10 protein-coding genes and 1 tRNA gene are annotated in these 16,054 nt (G+C 40.1%); 7 read left to right on the top strand and 4 right to left on the bottom strand.

Annotated elements, in window-relative coordinates; translation table 11 throughout:
* Positions 1–34: 34 nt before the first annotated feature.
* Complete coding sequence (locus ACSQ7D_RS09830) at positions 35–829, top strand: DUF3298 and DUF4163 domain-containing protein (protein ID WP_437136132.1); 795 nt, start codon at positions 35–37, stop codon at positions 827–829.
* Positions 830–833: 4 nt separating this feature from the next.
* On the top strand, positions 834–1,538 hold the full coding sequence (locus ACSQ7D_RS09825) for a phosphoadenylyl-sulfate reductase (RefSeq protein ID WP_264860959.1): 705 nt from the start codon (positions 834–836) through the stop codon (positions 1,536–1,538).
* A gap of 62 nt (positions 1,539–1,600) precedes the next feature.
* Here ACSQ7D_RS09825 and ACSQ7D_RS09820 read toward each other — a convergent pair whose 3' ends face one another.
* The 4 genes from ACSQ7D_RS09820 to ACSQ7D_RS09805 all read right to left on the bottom strand — a co-directional run bounded on the left by ACSQ7D_RS09820 (position 1,601) and on the right by ACSQ7D_RS09805 (position 7,578).
* The gene (locus ACSQ7D_RS09820; protein WP_437136131.1) at positions 1,601–2,404 is read right to left on the bottom strand and encodes a TrmH family RNA methyltransferase; all 804 of its coding nucleotides are present in this window, start codon (positions 2,402–2,404) and stop codon (positions 1,601–1,603) included.
* A 60-nt stretch (positions 2,405–2,464) separates the two neighbouring features.
* On the bottom strand, positions 2,465–2,662 hold the full coding sequence (locus tag ACSQ7D_RS09815; protein WP_002675145.1) for a hypothetical protein: 198 nt from the start codon (positions 2,660–2,662) through the stop codon (positions 2,465–2,467).
* A gap of 94 nt (positions 2,663–2,756) precedes the next feature.
* Entirely contained in the window at positions 2,757–4,529 is a 1,773-nt protein-coding gene (sppA, locus tag ACSQ7D_RS09810; protein ID WP_437136130.1) for a signal peptide peptidase SppA, read from the bottom strand.
* A gap of 322 nt (positions 4,530–4,851) precedes the next feature.
* A complete protein-coding gene (locus tag ACSQ7D_RS09805) occupies positions 4,852–7,578 on the bottom strand; it encodes a calcium-translocating P-type ATPase, PMCA-type (protein ID WP_437136129.1) in 2,727 nt (908 codons plus the stop codon).
* A gap of 711 nt (positions 7,579–8,289) precedes the next feature.
* Here ACSQ7D_RS09805 and ACSQ7D_RS09800 point away from each other — a divergent pair.
* The 5 genes from ACSQ7D_RS09800 to ACSQ7D_RS09780 all read left to right on the top strand — a co-directional run bounded on the left by ACSQ7D_RS09800 (position 8,290) and on the right by ACSQ7D_RS09780 (position 16,052).
* Entirely contained in the window at positions 8,290–9,114 is an 825-nt protein-coding gene (locus tag ACSQ7D_RS09800; protein ID WP_009410566.1) for a thymidylate synthase, read from the top strand.
* A 94-nt stretch (positions 9,115–9,208) separates the two neighbouring features.
* Positions 9,209–10,453 carry an alpha/beta hydrolase-fold protein gene (locus ACSQ7D_RS09795; RefSeq protein ID WP_437136128.1) on the top strand — a complete coding sequence of 415 codons (1,245 nt, stop codon included), beginning with the start codon at positions 9,209–9,211 and terminating at the stop codon, positions 10,451–10,453.
* A complete protein-coding gene (rfbC, locus tag ACSQ7D_RS09790) occupies positions 10,434–10,982 on the top strand; it encodes a dTDP-4-dehydrorhamnose 3,5-epimerase (RefSeq protein ID WP_437136127.1) in 549 nt (182 codons plus the stop codon). The genes ACSQ7D_RS09795 and rfbC overlap by 20 nt, the downstream gene beginning before the upstream one ends.
* A 177-nt stretch (positions 10,983–11,159) precedes the next feature.
* A tRNA-His gene (locus ACSQ7D_RS09785) sits at positions 11,160–11,235 on the top strand.
* A gap of 365 nt (positions 11,236–11,600) precedes the next feature.
* Positions 11,601–16,052: a hypothetical protein gene (locus tag ACSQ7D_RS09780; protein WP_437136126.1), complete on the top strand. Its 4,452-nt coding sequence runs from the start codon at positions 11,601–11,603 to the stop codon at positions 16,050–16,052.
* The last annotated feature ends 2 nt before the right edge of the window (positions 16,053–16,054 follow it).

Genomic DNA, 16,054 nt, shown 5'->3' with positions numbered 1-16,054 from the left:
CAAAAAGGAAAATAAGATATAGAAATAATTAAATATGAACAAGAAAAAATTAAGCCTTATTTTAGGTCTTATATTCATTATAATAATCGGTTACTGCGGTTACTGCATTTACCGTCACTATACCCGTACTCAAAAAATCAGTTTTGAAGAGAAAACTATAGAACGTAGCGATGAGAATTGCGAAGATAACTGTTTCTCTGTAAGCCTAAACTATCTATATTGCAACGGTAATAGCGAGTTTGCTAAGAATTTCAATCAAGAAATAGAGCTACAACTCTCCAATTTTCTCCTTTCCAACGACGACTCTCTACAAGTGGAAGGTATCAGTATAGAAAAAGCTTTAGATAGCCTTACAAAAGATTACTATAAGCTTCACGAACATTTCCCTGAACTCCCTGCTTTCGAGTTTATCGCTACTGATAGCATTATGTGGCAAAACAGTAAGATGCTTTCTTTAGTGTCCAACCGTTATGCTTTTACCGGTGAAGCACAACCTATACAAACCAAAGTTTTTACTCACTTTGCGTTAGATAATGGCGAAGTAATTACCAATGAAAACCTCTTTACCGATGAAGAAAAAGTAACTCAAATAGCCAAACGCTATTTTGAGAAAGCACAACAAAACGCTTCCATCACTCTTTTGGATGATAAGAAGTTTGATTTTGAAAATGGAGTCTTTCGTCTTCCTAACCAAATAGGCGTAGCAGCCGATGCTCTCATTTTGTTCTATGAACCTTTTGAGATTGCTCCTTATGTAAATACTCCTTTTGAAGTGAAAGTACCTATAAAAGAAATTATGCCTTACCTCACTTTTGCTGACAATAAATAACACTATGAAAGAACGATTAACAACATTACATAACGCTCTCTTACAAAAAACAGAAGTAGAAGGTCTCGCTTTTTTAGCTGAACAATTTCCTAATGAGATAGTTTTTTCAACCAGCTTTGGGTTAGAAGACCAAGCTATTACTCACCTCATTCTTGCAAACCAAATTCCTATTAGTATTTTCACCTTAGATACCGGTCGTTTGTTCAACGAAACTTACTCAGTTTGGGAAAGCACTGAGCAACGCTACAATACACATATTTTGCCTTATTATCCCAAAACACACGATATAGAAGAATATGTACACAAAAATGGCCCTTTGTCTTTTTATCGCTCAGTAGAGCTGCGCAAAGAGTGTTGTCATATACGCAAAGTAGAACCCCTTAGCCGAGCGCTAAAAGGCAAGAAAGTATGGGTAACAGGTTTGCGTGCCGACCAAAGTAATGCTCGTAAAGACCTCCCTATACTCGAATGGGACGATACTTACCAGCTCTTTAAATACAATCCTATCCTCCATTGGACGTTTGAAGATACCAAAGCCTTTATCAAAGCACATAACATTCCTTATAATGTGCTACACGACAAAGGTTTTGTGAGCATAGGCTGTGCCCCTTGTACTCGTGCTATCAAAGAGGGTGAAGATTTTCGCGCAGGTCGTTGGTGGTGGGAAAGCAATAGTAAAAAAGAATGCGGACTACACGAACACAAATAATAATAATAAAGGGCTCCACTTAGCTTGCTAAGTGGAGCTCTTTGTTCTCTATAAATATTTTATTAATTAAGATTTACCCTTTGTCTTTTCGCTTCAAAAATAAGCACCGCAGCAGCTACTGATACATTCATAGAGTCGATTACCCCTTCCATAGGGATAATAATATTCTGAGTGCTATGAGTGAGCCATTCCTCTGTAAGACCTTGGTCTTCCGTACCTACTACGATAGCACTGGCTTCCTCAAACGATACTTCGTAGTAAGGTTTAGAGGCAGTAAGAGCAGCGCAATAGCTATTGATACCTTTGGCTTTGAGAAAAGCAATCACTTCAGTAGTACTACCCGTTGCGATAGGAACAGTAAACACACAACCCACGCTTGAACGTATAATATTAGGGTTGTAGAGGTCAGTTTTAGGATTGGCAATAATCACAGCGTCTATATTAGCAGCATCGGCAGTGCGAAGGAGAGCCCCTATATTACCTGGTTTTTCAGGTGCTTCAGCTACCAATAACAAAGGAGAGTCGGTTGCAAAAGCTAGCGTATTTAAGCTGTGCTTTTTAGTTTGTATTAAGGCAATAACCCCCTCAGTAGAACTGCGATAACTAATCTTTTGGTATACTTCTTTGCTAATAGCGATAGGATTCGCTTTTTGAGCTGTATAGCTAAGGAGTCTTTGCAAGTGTTCTTCTGCAAAAATCTCAGGCTGATATAGCAGAGTTTCGAGGGTGTAGCCTCCTTCAAGGGCTAAGCGTATCTCGCGGGCACCTTCTACTACACATATTCCTTCTTTTTTACGCTCACGCGATTTCTCGCTGAGAAGAACTACTTTCTTTATCAGGGGGTTTTGAGTACTGGTGATGTTCATTTTTAGGTAAGAGATAAGAAGTAAGAAAAAGCTGCCTACGAGAGTAGGCAGCTTTTGTTATCATTTATCCATAAGCACCATACATTGCATCAGCTCGGGCTTATTTTTGGTGTAGTCATCTAACCAAACTTTCAGTTCTTCTATTTCATAAGGTAATAACCTATCAATAGCTTTTTTTAGTTCCTTACAAAATAGGTTAGGGTCGAAACTCACTTTCGATAAAATCATTGTGGTATATTCAAACGTAGCTCGTTTCATAACTTCATCTATTTAGAATTTCACTGTACAAATGTACTTCTTTAAAATGAACTAAGCAAGTTTTTAGGTGTTAATATTGTGTTAATTTTTATAACTATTTCAGTTTCACGTCGTATTCTAAATGGGCTTGCACTCCACGTTGCTGAGCGATACGTTTCACCTGCTGATAGACTTCATAAGCTTCTACACCCATCTCATTGCGCAAGTTCTCGCCTCTGAGATTTGCTCCAAAACGGCGGAACATTGCTTTAAAGTCCATTTCGAAAGTGGGGTAAGAAACAGTGCGATATTCTTTGAGTCCGTTGTCTTTAGCAGCGTAGGCGATAGCATCGTTTAGCGAGCCGATTTCATCTACCAAACCATTAGCAAGAGCTTCTTTACCGCTCCATACTCTTCCTTGTGCAATGGAGTCTATTTGGGCAACCGTTTTACCACGCCCTTTGGCTACACGGTCTAAAAATACAGTATACACTTGCTCGATAGATTCGGTCATTTCTTTTTTGAATTGTTCCGTAGGTTTTTGGAATACACTATAAAACTGAGCGTTGGGATGAGTGCTTACGGTTTCGGCATTTATACCCCAGTTGGTAGCTAAGGCATTTACATTAGGAATTACCCCAAATACCCCAATAGAACCGGTGATAGTACCTGCTTCTGCAAAAATGCGATTAGCATTGCACGCAATATAATAGCCACCAGAAGCGGCATAGTTGCCCATAGAAACATATACCTTTTTCTTCTTTTTAGTAACTTCGATTTCTCGGTGCATCAATTCAGAGGCTAAGGCATCGCCACCAGGGGAATTGATACGAAGCACAATAGCTTTTATATCTTTATTATCGGAGGCTTTGCGCAAGGCACGGATAATGGTTTCATTACCTACGATTTCGGCGCGTCCTTCGCCTTGCATAATCTCACCATCGGCATAGATAACAGCTATCTTATTTTTGGAGTGTTTGCCCGCTGCTTTGCCTACTACGGCTTCGGCATAGTCTTCAATATTGATAAAATCAACTTTATCGATGCTTTTACTACCGGTTTTATCACAGATGATTTGTTCGAATTCATCACGGAAAAGAATGCCGTCTATGAGTCCGTTGTTTTTAGCTAACTGTGCAGTACGTCCGCCTACATTGGTAGCTATTTCATTGAGTTTTTCTACGGGAATATTACGACTTTTAGCGATATCGGTAACGATGACGTTCCACATAGCAGAGAGTAGTTCGGTGAGTTGCTTGCGGTTGTTATCGCTCATCTTATTGTCTAAGAAAGGTTCTACAGCGCTTTTGTATTTACCGTGGCGAATCACTTCCATTTGTACACCGCTTTTTTCTTGGAGCCCTTTGAAGAAAAGGACTTCAGAAGAGAGACCCCGGAGCGCAACACTTCCGAGCTGACTAATATATACCTTATCGGCTACGGTTTGGAGATAGTAATCGAGTTGGGAAATTTCATCACTATAAGCTAAGACGAATTTGCCAGAAGTTTTGAAATCCTCCAAAGCCTTGCGAAGTTCTTGAGCGAAAGCTAATCCGCCGATATTACCCGTACTTTTGAGATAAATACCTTTGATACGCTTGTCGGTTTTGGCATTCTCAATGGCTTTGAGAGTTGCATTAAGTCCGTTATAGGATTCAGAGGTATAGTCGAAATCCTTAAAAGTTATGCGTTCGCCGTAGTCTACTAATGGTTCTTCAAAAGAGAGTTCGAGTACAGAGTTGTCCTTCACACTCACTTCTTCACCTTTGGCACCACCTACCACTGAGCTTATCATCACAGAAATGAAGATGAGGAAAAGAATAAAACATATCCCCATAGAGATAAAGAATCCGAGGATAGTGGCTAAGAGAGTTTTAAAAAAAGTCATATTGTTGATGTTTTAATGATTATTTTTTAAGTTTTAATTATCTCCTCCATCAGAGGAGCAAGCTGTAAAGGTTACTAATGTTACCGCAATAGCAATAAGGCTGTAAAATGCCTTTTTCATTTTTTTATTTGAGTTAATACTGGGGCAAAGATAGAAGAAAATTAGCAAATCAGCAAAGTTTTAATACAAAAAAGAGCTTATCTGGAAAGTTTTGTTTTGTAGGGGCGATTTGCCAATCGCCCCTACAATGTAACTAAAGGATTTTGATTATCAGGGTAATCAACTTAGCCAAAGTTTGAAAATTCGGCTAAGTATGTAACTATTACTTTTCTGTTTTTATGGCTCTGAGAATTTCTCCTGTCCAGAGTACGAGGCTGGTAGCGCCAATGATGATTGTCCAATCGGTGAGCTTGAGTGGGGTTACATTGAACATCTGTCCACCAAAAGTAGTGATAAACACTTGACCGATGACAATCACCGTAGCAATAAGTATAAAACCTTGGCTCTTGCCTATATTATAAAAAGTACTCTTGCCGGTACGATAAGCTTTGGCATTGAACATATTCCAGAATTGCAAGAACACGAATATCGAGAAGAACAAGGAAAGTTCATAAGCCGATAGTCCGTTTTGGGGTGTTCCGAAGTGAAAGAAATGACTGAAATAATCAGTAATTGAAAATTGAGTGAGACTGGTGATATCCTCATTTTTAAAGTACTGAATGAAACCAAAAAGCAACACTACAAAGAATCCTCCTACACCAAAAATGCCTTTCATCATTGGCTTTGTAATGATATTAGCACCACGCGCACGAGGTTTATCGTTCATTACGCGATTGCTCGGTGGTAAGGACGCTAACGCTAATGCTGCAAAGGTATCCATAATGAGGTTCACCCAGAGCATTTGGGTTACGGTAAGCGGTGACTCTACCCCTAAGAATGCCCCAATGAGCACGATGATACACGCCGCCACATTGATAGTCATCTGGAAGAGGATAAAACGCTGAATGTTCAAATAGAGAGAACGCCCCCACATTACGGCTTTACCGATGCTACTGAACGAGTTATCTAAGATAGTGATATCGGAAGCTTCTTTGGCTACTGAGGTTCCGTCGCCCATTGAAAGACCTACTTGGGCAGCTTTGAGAGCTGGTGCATCGTTGGTACCATCACCGGTTACGGCTACAACTTCGCCTTTTTGTTGCAATAGGTTCACGAGGCGTGCTTTGTCGAGCGGACGTGCGCGTGAAATCACACGTAGGTCGGTAATGCGGTCTAAGAGTTCGGTATCGCTCATTGCGGCAAATTCTACGCCGGTGATTTGGTTGCGCTCGGTGCAAGTATCGTCCCACAAATGTATTTGGCGGGCGATTTCGCGAGCGGTACCTGGTGTATCACCGGTTACAATCTTCACCTGAATGCCTGCGTGCAAACACTCTTCAATAGAAGCAGGCACATCAGGGCGTACGGGGTCAGAAATAGCGGTAATACCTATAAAATTTAAACCATTTATCACTAACTTACCATTTTCGGATATTACCGTATTCGGGTCGTCGATTACTTTATATGCAAAACCGATAGTGCGCATCGCTTGGTTTTGGTATTGTAATAGTTTTGCCTCGAAATCGGCTTGAGGAATATCGGAAAGGAATTTACCACCCTCGTAGCAAAAAGTCATCACGATTTCGGGAGCTCCTTTTACGTACAATACCGGTTTGCCCAACGCTGGTGATTGCACCAAAGTAGCCATATATTTGCGTTCGGTAGAAAAAGTGAGTTGGTTAAGCACTTCACTCCCTTCGCGTATGGGCAAGTAGTTGGTTCCTTTGCCGTAGAGCCACAATAGGAGTGCTCCTTCGGTAGGATTCCCCAACACGTTTGGTTTTTCTTTATCAGTAAAATCGAGATAAGCCGTAGAGTTCACCGCCATCGATTCGGCGATGAGTTTTTCACCTAATTGTTCATCTGTAAAACGATTGAAATAAGTTTCGTAGATAGTCATTTGGTTTTGGGTGAGTGTACCCGTTTTATCGGTACAAATCACGGTAGTAGCGCCCATCGTCTCACAAGCGTGCATCTTGCGCACGAGGTTATTGGTAGCCATCATACTGCGCATACTGTAAGCCAAACTGAGGGTAACACTCATCGGTAAGCCTTCGGGTACCGCAACTACCACTACGGTAATAGCAATCATCGCTGTATTGAGAAGATAGTGACCAAAATCAATCCAATCGATTTGGTTTATGTTATGAGCAGGAAGCGTAAAATATAGGATAAGGCGACCTACAATCACCAAAATTGCAATGGCGTAACTGATTTTGGTAATCATTCCTGCGAGTTTATCCAACTGTTCGTTGAGAGGAGTTTTCACTGTGTTGTCTATCTGAACCCCCTCGAACACTTTGCCGTATTCGGTGGCATCGCCGACCTTTTTCACTTCAAAAATACCGTGACCATCGGATACCGAAGTACCGCGACAAACGTAGTTAGAAGGGTAAGTAGCTTCTGCCTCAAAATCGGCTGGATTGGTGGTTTTGTGTACCAAAGGTTCTCCGGTAAGGGTAGACTCGTTGATATGCATTGATACGGCTTCGAGGAGCTCGCCATCGGCGGGTACTTCTTCACCGGTTTCCAAAATCACTATATCGCCTACTACAATATCCTTTTTGAGCACTTGTGTAATGTGTTCGTTGCGAATGACTTTGTAGTAAATCTCGTCGTTTACCTGATTGAGAATTTCGAATTGTTTATTGGCTTTATGTTCAAAATAGAAAGCGACACCTGTAGCCAAGAGTACAGCAAAGAGAATCCCTATGGGCTCTAAGAAAGCATCGAAACCTTCATTGTGCACCATATACTCATAAGTGGATACTCCAAAAGAGAAGACGAGGGCAACGAGAAGAATGATGATAATGGGGTCGGTGAACTTTTCTAAGAATTGTTTCCAAAGCGGTTCGCCCTCTACTGATGAGAGGGAGTTTTCGCCGTATTTTTCGCGACTTTCAAGGACTTGCGCATCGGTAAGACCTTTGTAATGGTGTTTATCTGCCATAGTTTTTTGAGTAATTAAAATGCAAAGATAGCTATAATTAGCGAATTAGAAAATTAGAAAATGAGAGAATTAGGAAATTTGGAAATTTGGAAATGAGGAAATGGGGAAATGAGGGAATGAGGTGCGAGCCGCACAGGCAGTCGTAGCACGACAGGCTATTAACTTTGACAAAGTTTGAGATGAAAAAGCGATGTGTTGATACTGTTAGGAGTATTCGGAAGATATCGGAGTAATTCGGAAGAGGGTTGAGAGAGATTTTGGTGAAAAAAGGCTGTGAGGAGGGTGGAGTTAGCTTATAGAGAGCTTATAGGAAGCTTATACGAATCTTGGACGATTGGTATAGAAAGGGTATATAAATAGTTGATTCATAATATAATACAACAGTGCTAAAAATGTTAAAAACGGGGTTTCGAGGCGAAAGAAAGAGGAAGAGGTGATAGGCCTTAGGCCATAGGCACTAGGGGGGAGTATGACAGAAAAGAGAATTAGCAAATTAGAGAATTTGGAAAATTAGCAAATTTGTTGGAGAAGTTTAGTGGGAGTGTGGGGGCGGAAAGATGAAGCGCAGTGATATATAAGACAAAGATAAGCTATATAAAAAATTGGAAATAAGTGGGTTGATAGAATGAGAGGGGTTAGGGTATTGGTATTTTTTATTATTGTTGTATCTTTGCACCGATTTAACTTCTTAGGTTTAACACTTAACTAAAAATGCAAACATATCACGACCTCTTGCGCCATATCCTCGATAATGGCTATTCTAAAGATGACCGTACCGGCACGGGAACGACTAGTGTATTTGGTTACCAAATGCGCTTTGACCTCAATAAGGGTTTTCCGCTGGTAACGACTAAAAAGATACACTTAAAATCGGTTATCTATGAATTACTTTGGTTTTTAAAAGGAGATACAAATATTAAATATCTCACTGACCACGGGGTGCGCATTTGGAACGAATGGGCAGATGAGAACGGTGACCTCGGTCCTGTTTATGGAGCGCAATGGCGCCACTGGAATGGCGAGGCGATTGACCAGATAAAAACGGTGGTAGAGACTCTTAAACAAAATCCTGAAAGCCGACGGATTATCGTTTCGGCTTGGAATCCGTCGGTATTGCCTGATACAGGAAAATCGTTTGCGGAGAACGTAGCCAATGGTAAAGCGGCATTGCCTCCTTGTCACGCACTGTTTCAGTTTTACGTAGCCGATGGGAAATTGTCTTGTCAGTTATACCAACGCAGTGCTGATGTGTTTTTAGGGGTGCCTTTTAACATTGCTTCGTATGCTTTACTCACGATGATGCTTGCACAGGTATGCGATTTGCAACTAGGAGATTTTGTGCATACTTTTGGTGATGTGCACATCTATAACAATCATCGTGAGCAGGTAGCTTTACAGCTCAGCAGGACGCCACGCCCTTTGCCTACGATGCACTTGAATCGGGCAGTGAAGGATTTGTTTGCCTTTGATTATGACGATTTTCGTTTAGAAGGCTATGACCCTTACCCTACGATTAAAGCGCAGGTATCGGTATAAAGTTAAAATTTCGTTAAAAAATGCTTAAAATTTTGCTATATGGAGCTTTTTTGTTTCATTTGTGCGTTTAAAATAAAGTAAATACTATAAAAAAATGAAGAAATATCTTACAATCGTTATCGCTTTGGTAACCTTACAAAGTGCATTTTCACAGGTTATTTCGGAGACTTTTTCGTCAGGGAGACTCAATAGAAAACAGAAGATAGGTATCTACAAGCCTGAAAAGTACACGGATAGACAGGCATATCCGCTAATAGTAGTGCTCAATGCCGAAACGCTGATGGATCCTGTTGTTTCGATGGTGCGTTATTACGAACAGTTTGGTGAAATGCCTAAGTGTATAGTGGTGGGTGTGTATGAACCCAAACAAGAAGATGTAACGGTGGTAGAAGAGGTGGGTCGCCCTATTAATGAGTCGGCTCGTTTCTTTGAGTTTGTATCGGCAGAATTAGTGCCTTACATACAAGGGAAATACCCGATAGCTGACCTAAAAGGGGTTATTGCTTCGGAAGAGGCGGGTTTTTTGGCTAATTACTATATGCTTGCCGAGAAGAAACCTACTTTTAATATGATAGTAAGCCTTAATCCAGTGGCTCTTCCACGTATGGGAGAAGAATTTTCGCACGCTTTGGCAGCGGGAGTGCCTAACCGTTTATTTTACTATATGGCTACTGCCGATGTGGAAAACAAAGTGGTGTACGACAAGGCAATTCAGTTTGAAAGAGCGATGCGCTCAGCGCCCGTGCACGAATCGGTAGAATATCACTTTGTTGATTTTAAAGGGAGCTCAGTAAACGCTGCTAAATTGCAGGGGATAGCACAGGCACTTGATATGTGTTTTGACATTTATAAACCCATAGGAGGCAAGGAGTTTAAGACCCAAATGGAGACTCTTGAAACGGGGATTTATGAATATTTGGAGAACAAATATAACACTATTTATAAACAGTTAGGCGTAAAGAAAGTGCCTATACTAAACGATGTGATGGCTACTTATACAGCTATTAATTCGTCGCAAGACTGGGAATCGCTCAAGAAATTAGCGAAATACGTAGAGAGCAATGGCTACCTAAAAACAGCGATGCCCAACTTCTTTTTAGCTGAATATTACGAAAAGATGGGCGATGATAAAAAGGCACTGAAAACTTATCAGAAATCCTATACTGAGCCTAATATAGATTTCATAACAGGAGACTTAATAAACGAACGTATTACGCGCTTGCAAGCTACTAAACGCAAGAGTAAACGCACAAAAGTAATAGAACCCATAGAACCAGTAGAAGAGGTAACACCTGCACAAGAAGAACAAACCCCTACCGATGAAAGTAATCAGAACTAAGATAGAAGGCGTGGTGATTATTGAGCCACAGGTGTTTTTTGACGGAAGAGGTTACTTTTTTGAGTCGTTTTCGCAACAGCGATTTAATGAGTTAGTAAGCCCCACTGTATTTGTACAAGACAACGAATCGCAATCGACCTATGGGGTATTGCGCGGATTACACTTTCAGAAACCACCTTTTGCACAGGCTAAATTGGTGAGAGTGGTAAAAGGAGAAGTACTTGATGTAGCAGTGGATTTGCGAGAAGGCTCATCTACCTTTGGGCAGTATGAGTCTGTGATACTAAACGAAGAAAACAAGCGCCAGTTTTTTATCCCGAGAGGTTTTGCTCACGGTTTTGCTGTATTGAGCGAAGAAGCTATTTTTCAATACAAATGCGACAATTACTACGCTCCCGAGAGTGAGGGTAGTGTGCGCTGGGACGACCCTACCATAGGTATTGATTGGCGACTACCAGCTGAGGTGATACAACTTTCGGAGAAAGACAAGAAAGCGCCATTACTGGTAGAGGCAAAAGGTAAAAGATAAAGGGTAAAGCCAGTGAGGGCTCGTAACAGGGTATGTGAGTGAAAGGTGAAAAGAGATTGAAAATCAAAGAGCTAAATGTTCTTAACACTTAACACTTAACACTTAGCTAAAAAATAGTTGTCTAAATATTTGGTAGATTGGGAAAAAGGAGTTACTTTTGCACCCGAAAATACAGACGGTGGTCTTAGCTCAGTTGGTTAGAGCGTCGGATTGTGGTTCCGAAGGTCGTGGGTTCGAGCCCCATATTCCACCCTATTAATAAAAAAAGCGCCTTTTAAGGTGCTTTTTTTATGCTCATACGCTATGGCTTATACAAAGCTAGTAATTTCTGAAAAACGACTTTTAGCTTTTTATTAATTAGCTTAATTTAGACGTAAGGAAAGTGTAGCTTACGCTACAGGAATCTTATAAATCTTCACAAATCAAACAAATAGGAGACAAGCTACCCGAAAGTCTCGCACAGATTACAATGTAAACATAACTATTATAAATCAGTATTATATATCGAAATGATGTTAAAATAAACCTCTATTCACTGATGGATATAAGTGCATTTTTGCTTTTGATATAAATAAAGTTGCTAATTCGAAAAATAATATTTACTTTTGTAGCTTTAAAATGACTATTGCTATGAAGATAAGAAGCATTTATTTACTACTTTTGCTATTGTGCTATACTGGTTTAATGGCACAAGAGCAAGAAAATTTCACTTCATTAGAAAATAAGACCCATTGGGTAAACCAAATCCAAGATATTACAGAACTTCCTGTGGGAATTAGAGAAAATAAGAATGGGATAGAGTATGCAATGATGGTTACCAAAGCTACTTTTTCTCCTAACGAAACGAGGGTAAATATTTACGCTCGTATTACTTTCCCCGACACCCAAAATCCTTCAGGCAAACGGGAACTGTACTTTGGAGCTACTGAAATTCCTTTTTCGTATGAAGGTCAGTTAGTAGGCGATGTACACTTGTCGTTATTGGGTGATGTAACCCTTAGCAATACCAAAAACTGGTCGTTTTTACTCAAAGGAGGTAGAAATGTAAAAGGGGAAACGGTAGACGACCAAACATACGTGGAGGTAGATTGTAACGGATTGAAAAAAATTGCTTTAAGAGGGATAATACGCATATCTAATGAACTTATAGTACCAGTTGACAATAAGTTACAACCTATAGCCAATGGCTATGTAGAAAGCGAGGTAGCTATAGAAGCTGAAGATTTTAACAACTTGTTAGTAGAGCTTAAACTACCTGCTTTTGCCCTCACAAGGCAGATACAGAACAAAGATAAAGGAGCTTTTATTTTTCACCCTGAGCGAATGGTCTTGGATATGAGTGATACTAGTAATGCTCCAGCAATGGTATTCCCTCAAGGATATGACGAGTATTTAGTAGCAGGACAAGAGAGTTGGCGAGGTTTTTATATACAAGAACTCACGGTTACCTTGCCTGAAGAGTTCAAAAAAACGGAGGGGAGAGTAAGTTTAAAGGCGACTAACTTCCTTTTGGACGCTTATGGTTTTTCGGGGAGCTTATCGGCAGACAATATCATTAGCTTTAAGGAAGGACGTACGTCAGAGGATAAAAAGAAAGGTTGGAAATATGCTATACACCATATACAAGCTGATTTTGTAGCTTCTAAACTCAAAGGAGGGGCTCTCTCGGGGGCTTTTCGGATTCCGATAGAGAAAGACGATTCACGCGGGATTCATTTTGACGGTAGTTTTTCTGAAGATAACTATATGCTTCGCGTTTCGTCATTGGACTCTATTTCCTTTGATATGTGGAAAGCAAAGGCTGTAATTCTCCCTTCTTCTTATGTTGAATTACAAGTAAAAAATAAGGAATTTCTTCCTAAAGTAGTACTTGATGGCTCGATGGTTTTAGAAGCTCCTAAGAGCGATAAAAACCTTTACAGATTAGAAGGTATTAACTTCCAAAAATTCACCTTACAAACACAAGCACCTTACATATCAGCTGAGTATTTTGGCTGTGAAGGAGAGCAGAAAATAGCCGGTTTTCCTGTGAGTATCAAAGATGTAAGTGTAGCTTTCAGAGAAGAACGAGCTCAATTACATTTCGGTATACGGGTGGGCTTACAAAAAGATAAGTTTTCAGCCGAAGGTGATTTTAATATCTACGCTAAAAATACTGATGAACACTGGAGTTACGACAAATTTGAAATCAACCGACTCAAATTGGAGGATGTAGATATAGTAGTAGCTAAAGTGAGTGGAGAGTTAAACCTAATGAAGAACGACCCAGTGTACGGCAATGGGTTTAAGGCAAAACTTTCAACCAAGATTACATCTTTAGATGTAGATGTAAATGCTAATGCTGTATTTGGTAGTAAAGACTTTCGCTATTGGGGCTTTGAAGCTATGGTAGACGGACTAAATATCAACACCCAATACGTAAAAATAACAGGGTTTATAGGAGGAGCGTATTACCAAATGCGTCCTTTGGGGAATCCTAAAGATAAAGAAGCATTAGAAGCCTTTTCGTTAGTTCCCGATGAAAAGATAGGGCTAGGACTCAAAGCAGGAGTATTAGGGGCTTTTCAGGACAAAAGAGTGATTTCCTTTATAGCCTTGTTAGACATTCAAACCTATAAAGGAGGAGGTCTCTCAAAAATTGGTTTTTATGGCAATGCAACGGTAATGTACGCTTTACAAGATAAGCTATCCAATCCGTTTGCTACTGTACAAAAAGGCTTTGCTGACAATGTGCAAAAAGTAGTAAAAATGGAAGAGTTGGCTAAAAATGAGAAATACAAATATTTAGACAACTCAGGGAAAGCAGATATCCCTGATGATTTCACCATAGATAAAAGCAATGAAAGCAAAAAAGCACCTATCTTTGCACAGCTAAATGTGAGTTACGACTTTGCCCAAAAAGCCTATCACTCTAATATGGAAGTATACGTGAATGTAGCAGGTGGAGTGATACGAGGGACTGGTAATAGTGGCTTAGCAGGACGTGCGGTATTACATATAGACCCACAAGATTGGTATTATCACTTGGGGACTACTCGTGAGATGATGGGATTACAAGTGGGTTTTGGTGATTTCCTAAATATCAAAGCGCAAACCTACTTTATGGTGGGTACTAAAATAGGCGAAGCACCTCAGCCTCCTGCGAAGGTAGCCGAAATACTAAAACTCAATCCTGACGAGATCGGTTATATGAAGAGTCTTAACCAGATAAAAGAAGGCAAAGGGTTTGCTTTTGGAGCGCATTTGAACTTCGATACTAAATTTGATGTAGGTTTCCTCTACGCAAGTTTCGCCGCTGGCTTTGGTTCAGATTTGATGCTAAAAAATTACGGCAATGCCCATTGCAAAGGCAGAAGTGGAGAACTAGGAATCAACGGATGGTATGCTAACGGACAAACGTATGTATATCTGCAAGGCGAATTAGGTATTAAAATAAAACTGTTCTTTATCCGCAAACGCATCCCAATACTTAGTGCAGGGGTAGCAGCTTTACTACAAGGGTCAGGACCTAATCCTTTCTGGGCACGAGGTTATTTAGGTGGCTACTACAATGTCCTCGGCGGATTGGTAAAAGGTCGCTTCCGTTTGAAAATGGAATTTGGTGAACAATGTGAATTGGCAAGCGATCAAGTGTTAGGAGGTATGAAAATTATCTCAGACGTATCCCCTTCTGACCGTAGTGAAAATGTAGATGTATTCCTCTCTCCTCAAGCTACTTTCAACTTAGAATTAGAGAAACCTATTGTAATTCCCGAAGACGACCGCGACCATACGTATGTCGTGAACTTAGAAAAATTTGAAGTACTCGATGCGCAAGGGAATACCATAGAAGGAAAACTAACTTATGGGAAGAGTCAGGATGAACTTAACTTTACCCCAAGAGAGGTGCTTCCTTCTCATCAAAAACTAAAAGCAGTAGTAAGTGTAAGCTTTAAAGAACTTAAAGGAGGAAGTTACCAGACTGTGATGGTAGATGGTAAAAAAGCCGTAGAAACCGAAGAGCGAACCTTTACTACAGGCGAAGCACCTGAGTATATCCCTAATAAGAATATAAAATACGCTTATCCTGTGTTAGACCAAAAGAATTATTTCATAGGAGAAAGTAATGAGGGCTTTGTGCAGTTAAAACAAGGACAGTCTTATTTGTTTGAGGATGCGCATTGGAATACCCGCTTGTTTATAGAGCCCGAAGGAGGAGGAAAAACTCTTGAGCTCAACCCGACTTACTTAAAAGCAGAGAATAAAGTCTCCTTTACAATGCCTAAACTCTCGAAAGCTACTAAATATGGGCTTTCTATTGTGAGCTATAGTAAGCAAGGGGCAAAAGTAAGTGCCACAGGTAAAACACAGCAGAAGAAAAATAACATTAAAGTTTCAGAAGGTGATTTTGACAAAGGAGAAGATGAAACTTCTTACACCTTTGAAAACAAGAAAGCACAAGCCAATGTGGATAGAGGAGGCTTTGAACGTTTGTCGTACCAATTTAACACTAGTAAATACGAGCGTCTGAGCGACAAGATGAAGAAGTTCAAAATTGAGCACTTATGGATAAAATACAACTCGGCAGTTGCCTTGCTACAGAACGATATGAATACTGATGAACCCTTTGAAGAGAGCGAACTCATAGGCACCATTTATTCAGGAATTCCTCTCATAAAAGCTGAAGCTGTATTAGACGATAAGTTTGACGCTTTATTTACTAAATATTTATACAATAACCCTCAAGGACAACCTTGGTTTAGCAGAGATACTAACACCGTAGGCTATCCTCCTAAAGAGGCTATCACTGTTTTTCCGTTTTATCCCGAAGAACTGAAATGGAATAGTTATGATGTAAAACGGGTATTCCCTTATCGATATGATGTGTTTATGTATTATCAAAGAGACTGGGATGCCCAGCATTATTACTTTGCCAATCATTTAAATGAACTGGCTAAAAATCCTTTGTATAATGAGTTTATGGAGCTCTATTTTCCTGTGCTTCCTACTAAGAACTACAAAGCAGTGTTAAAATACCGATTGCCAGACGGGAAGATTACTTCCGAAACACCTTACAAATATAAGTTTTAAGA

It is taken from the genome of Capnocytophaga sp. G1920, assembly GCF_051417515.1.
Note: the sequence above shows the minus strand (reverse complement) of the source record. Positions and strands in the feature narration are given on the sequence as shown.

Bases quoted from the DNA above. Each gene is read 5' to 3' on its own strand.
- ACSQ7D_RS09830 (WP_437136132.1), top strand. From the start codon at position 35: ATGAACAAGAAAAAATTAAGCCTTATTTTAGGTCTTATATTCATTATA.
- ACSQ7D_RS09825 (WP_264860959.1), top strand. From the start codon at position 834: ATGAAAGAACGATTAACAACATTACATAACGCTCTCTTACAAAAAACA.
- ACSQ7D_RS09820 (WP_437136131.1), bottom strand. From the start codon at position 2,404: ATGAACATCACCAGTACTCAAAACCCCCTGATAAAGAAAGTAGTTCTT.
- ACSQ7D_RS09815 (WP_002675145.1), bottom strand. From the start codon at position 2,662: ATGAAACGAGCTACGTTTGAATATACCACAATGATTTTATCGAAAGTG.
- sppA (WP_437136130.1), bottom strand. From the start codon at position 4,529: ATGACTTTTTTTAAAACTCTCTTAGCCACTATCCTCGGATTCTTTATC.
- ACSQ7D_RS09805 (WP_437136129.1), bottom strand. From the start codon at position 7,578: ATGGCAGATAAACACCATTACAAAGGTCTTACCGATGCGCAAGTCCTT.
- ACSQ7D_RS09800 (WP_009410566.1), top strand. From the start codon at position 8,290: ATGCAAACATATCACGACCTCTTGCGCCATATCCTCGATAATGGCTAT.
- ACSQ7D_RS09795 (WP_437136128.1), top strand. From the start codon at position 9,209: ATGAAGAAATATCTTACAATCGTTATCGCTTTGGTAACCTTACAAAGT.
- rfbC (WP_437136127.1), top strand. From the start codon at position 10,434: ATGAAAGTAATCAGAACTAAGATAGAAGGCGTGGTGATTATTGAGCCA.
- ACSQ7D_RS09780 (WP_437136126.1), top strand. From the start codon at position 11,601: ATGACTATTGCTATGAAGATAAGAAGCATTTATTTACTACTTTTGCTA.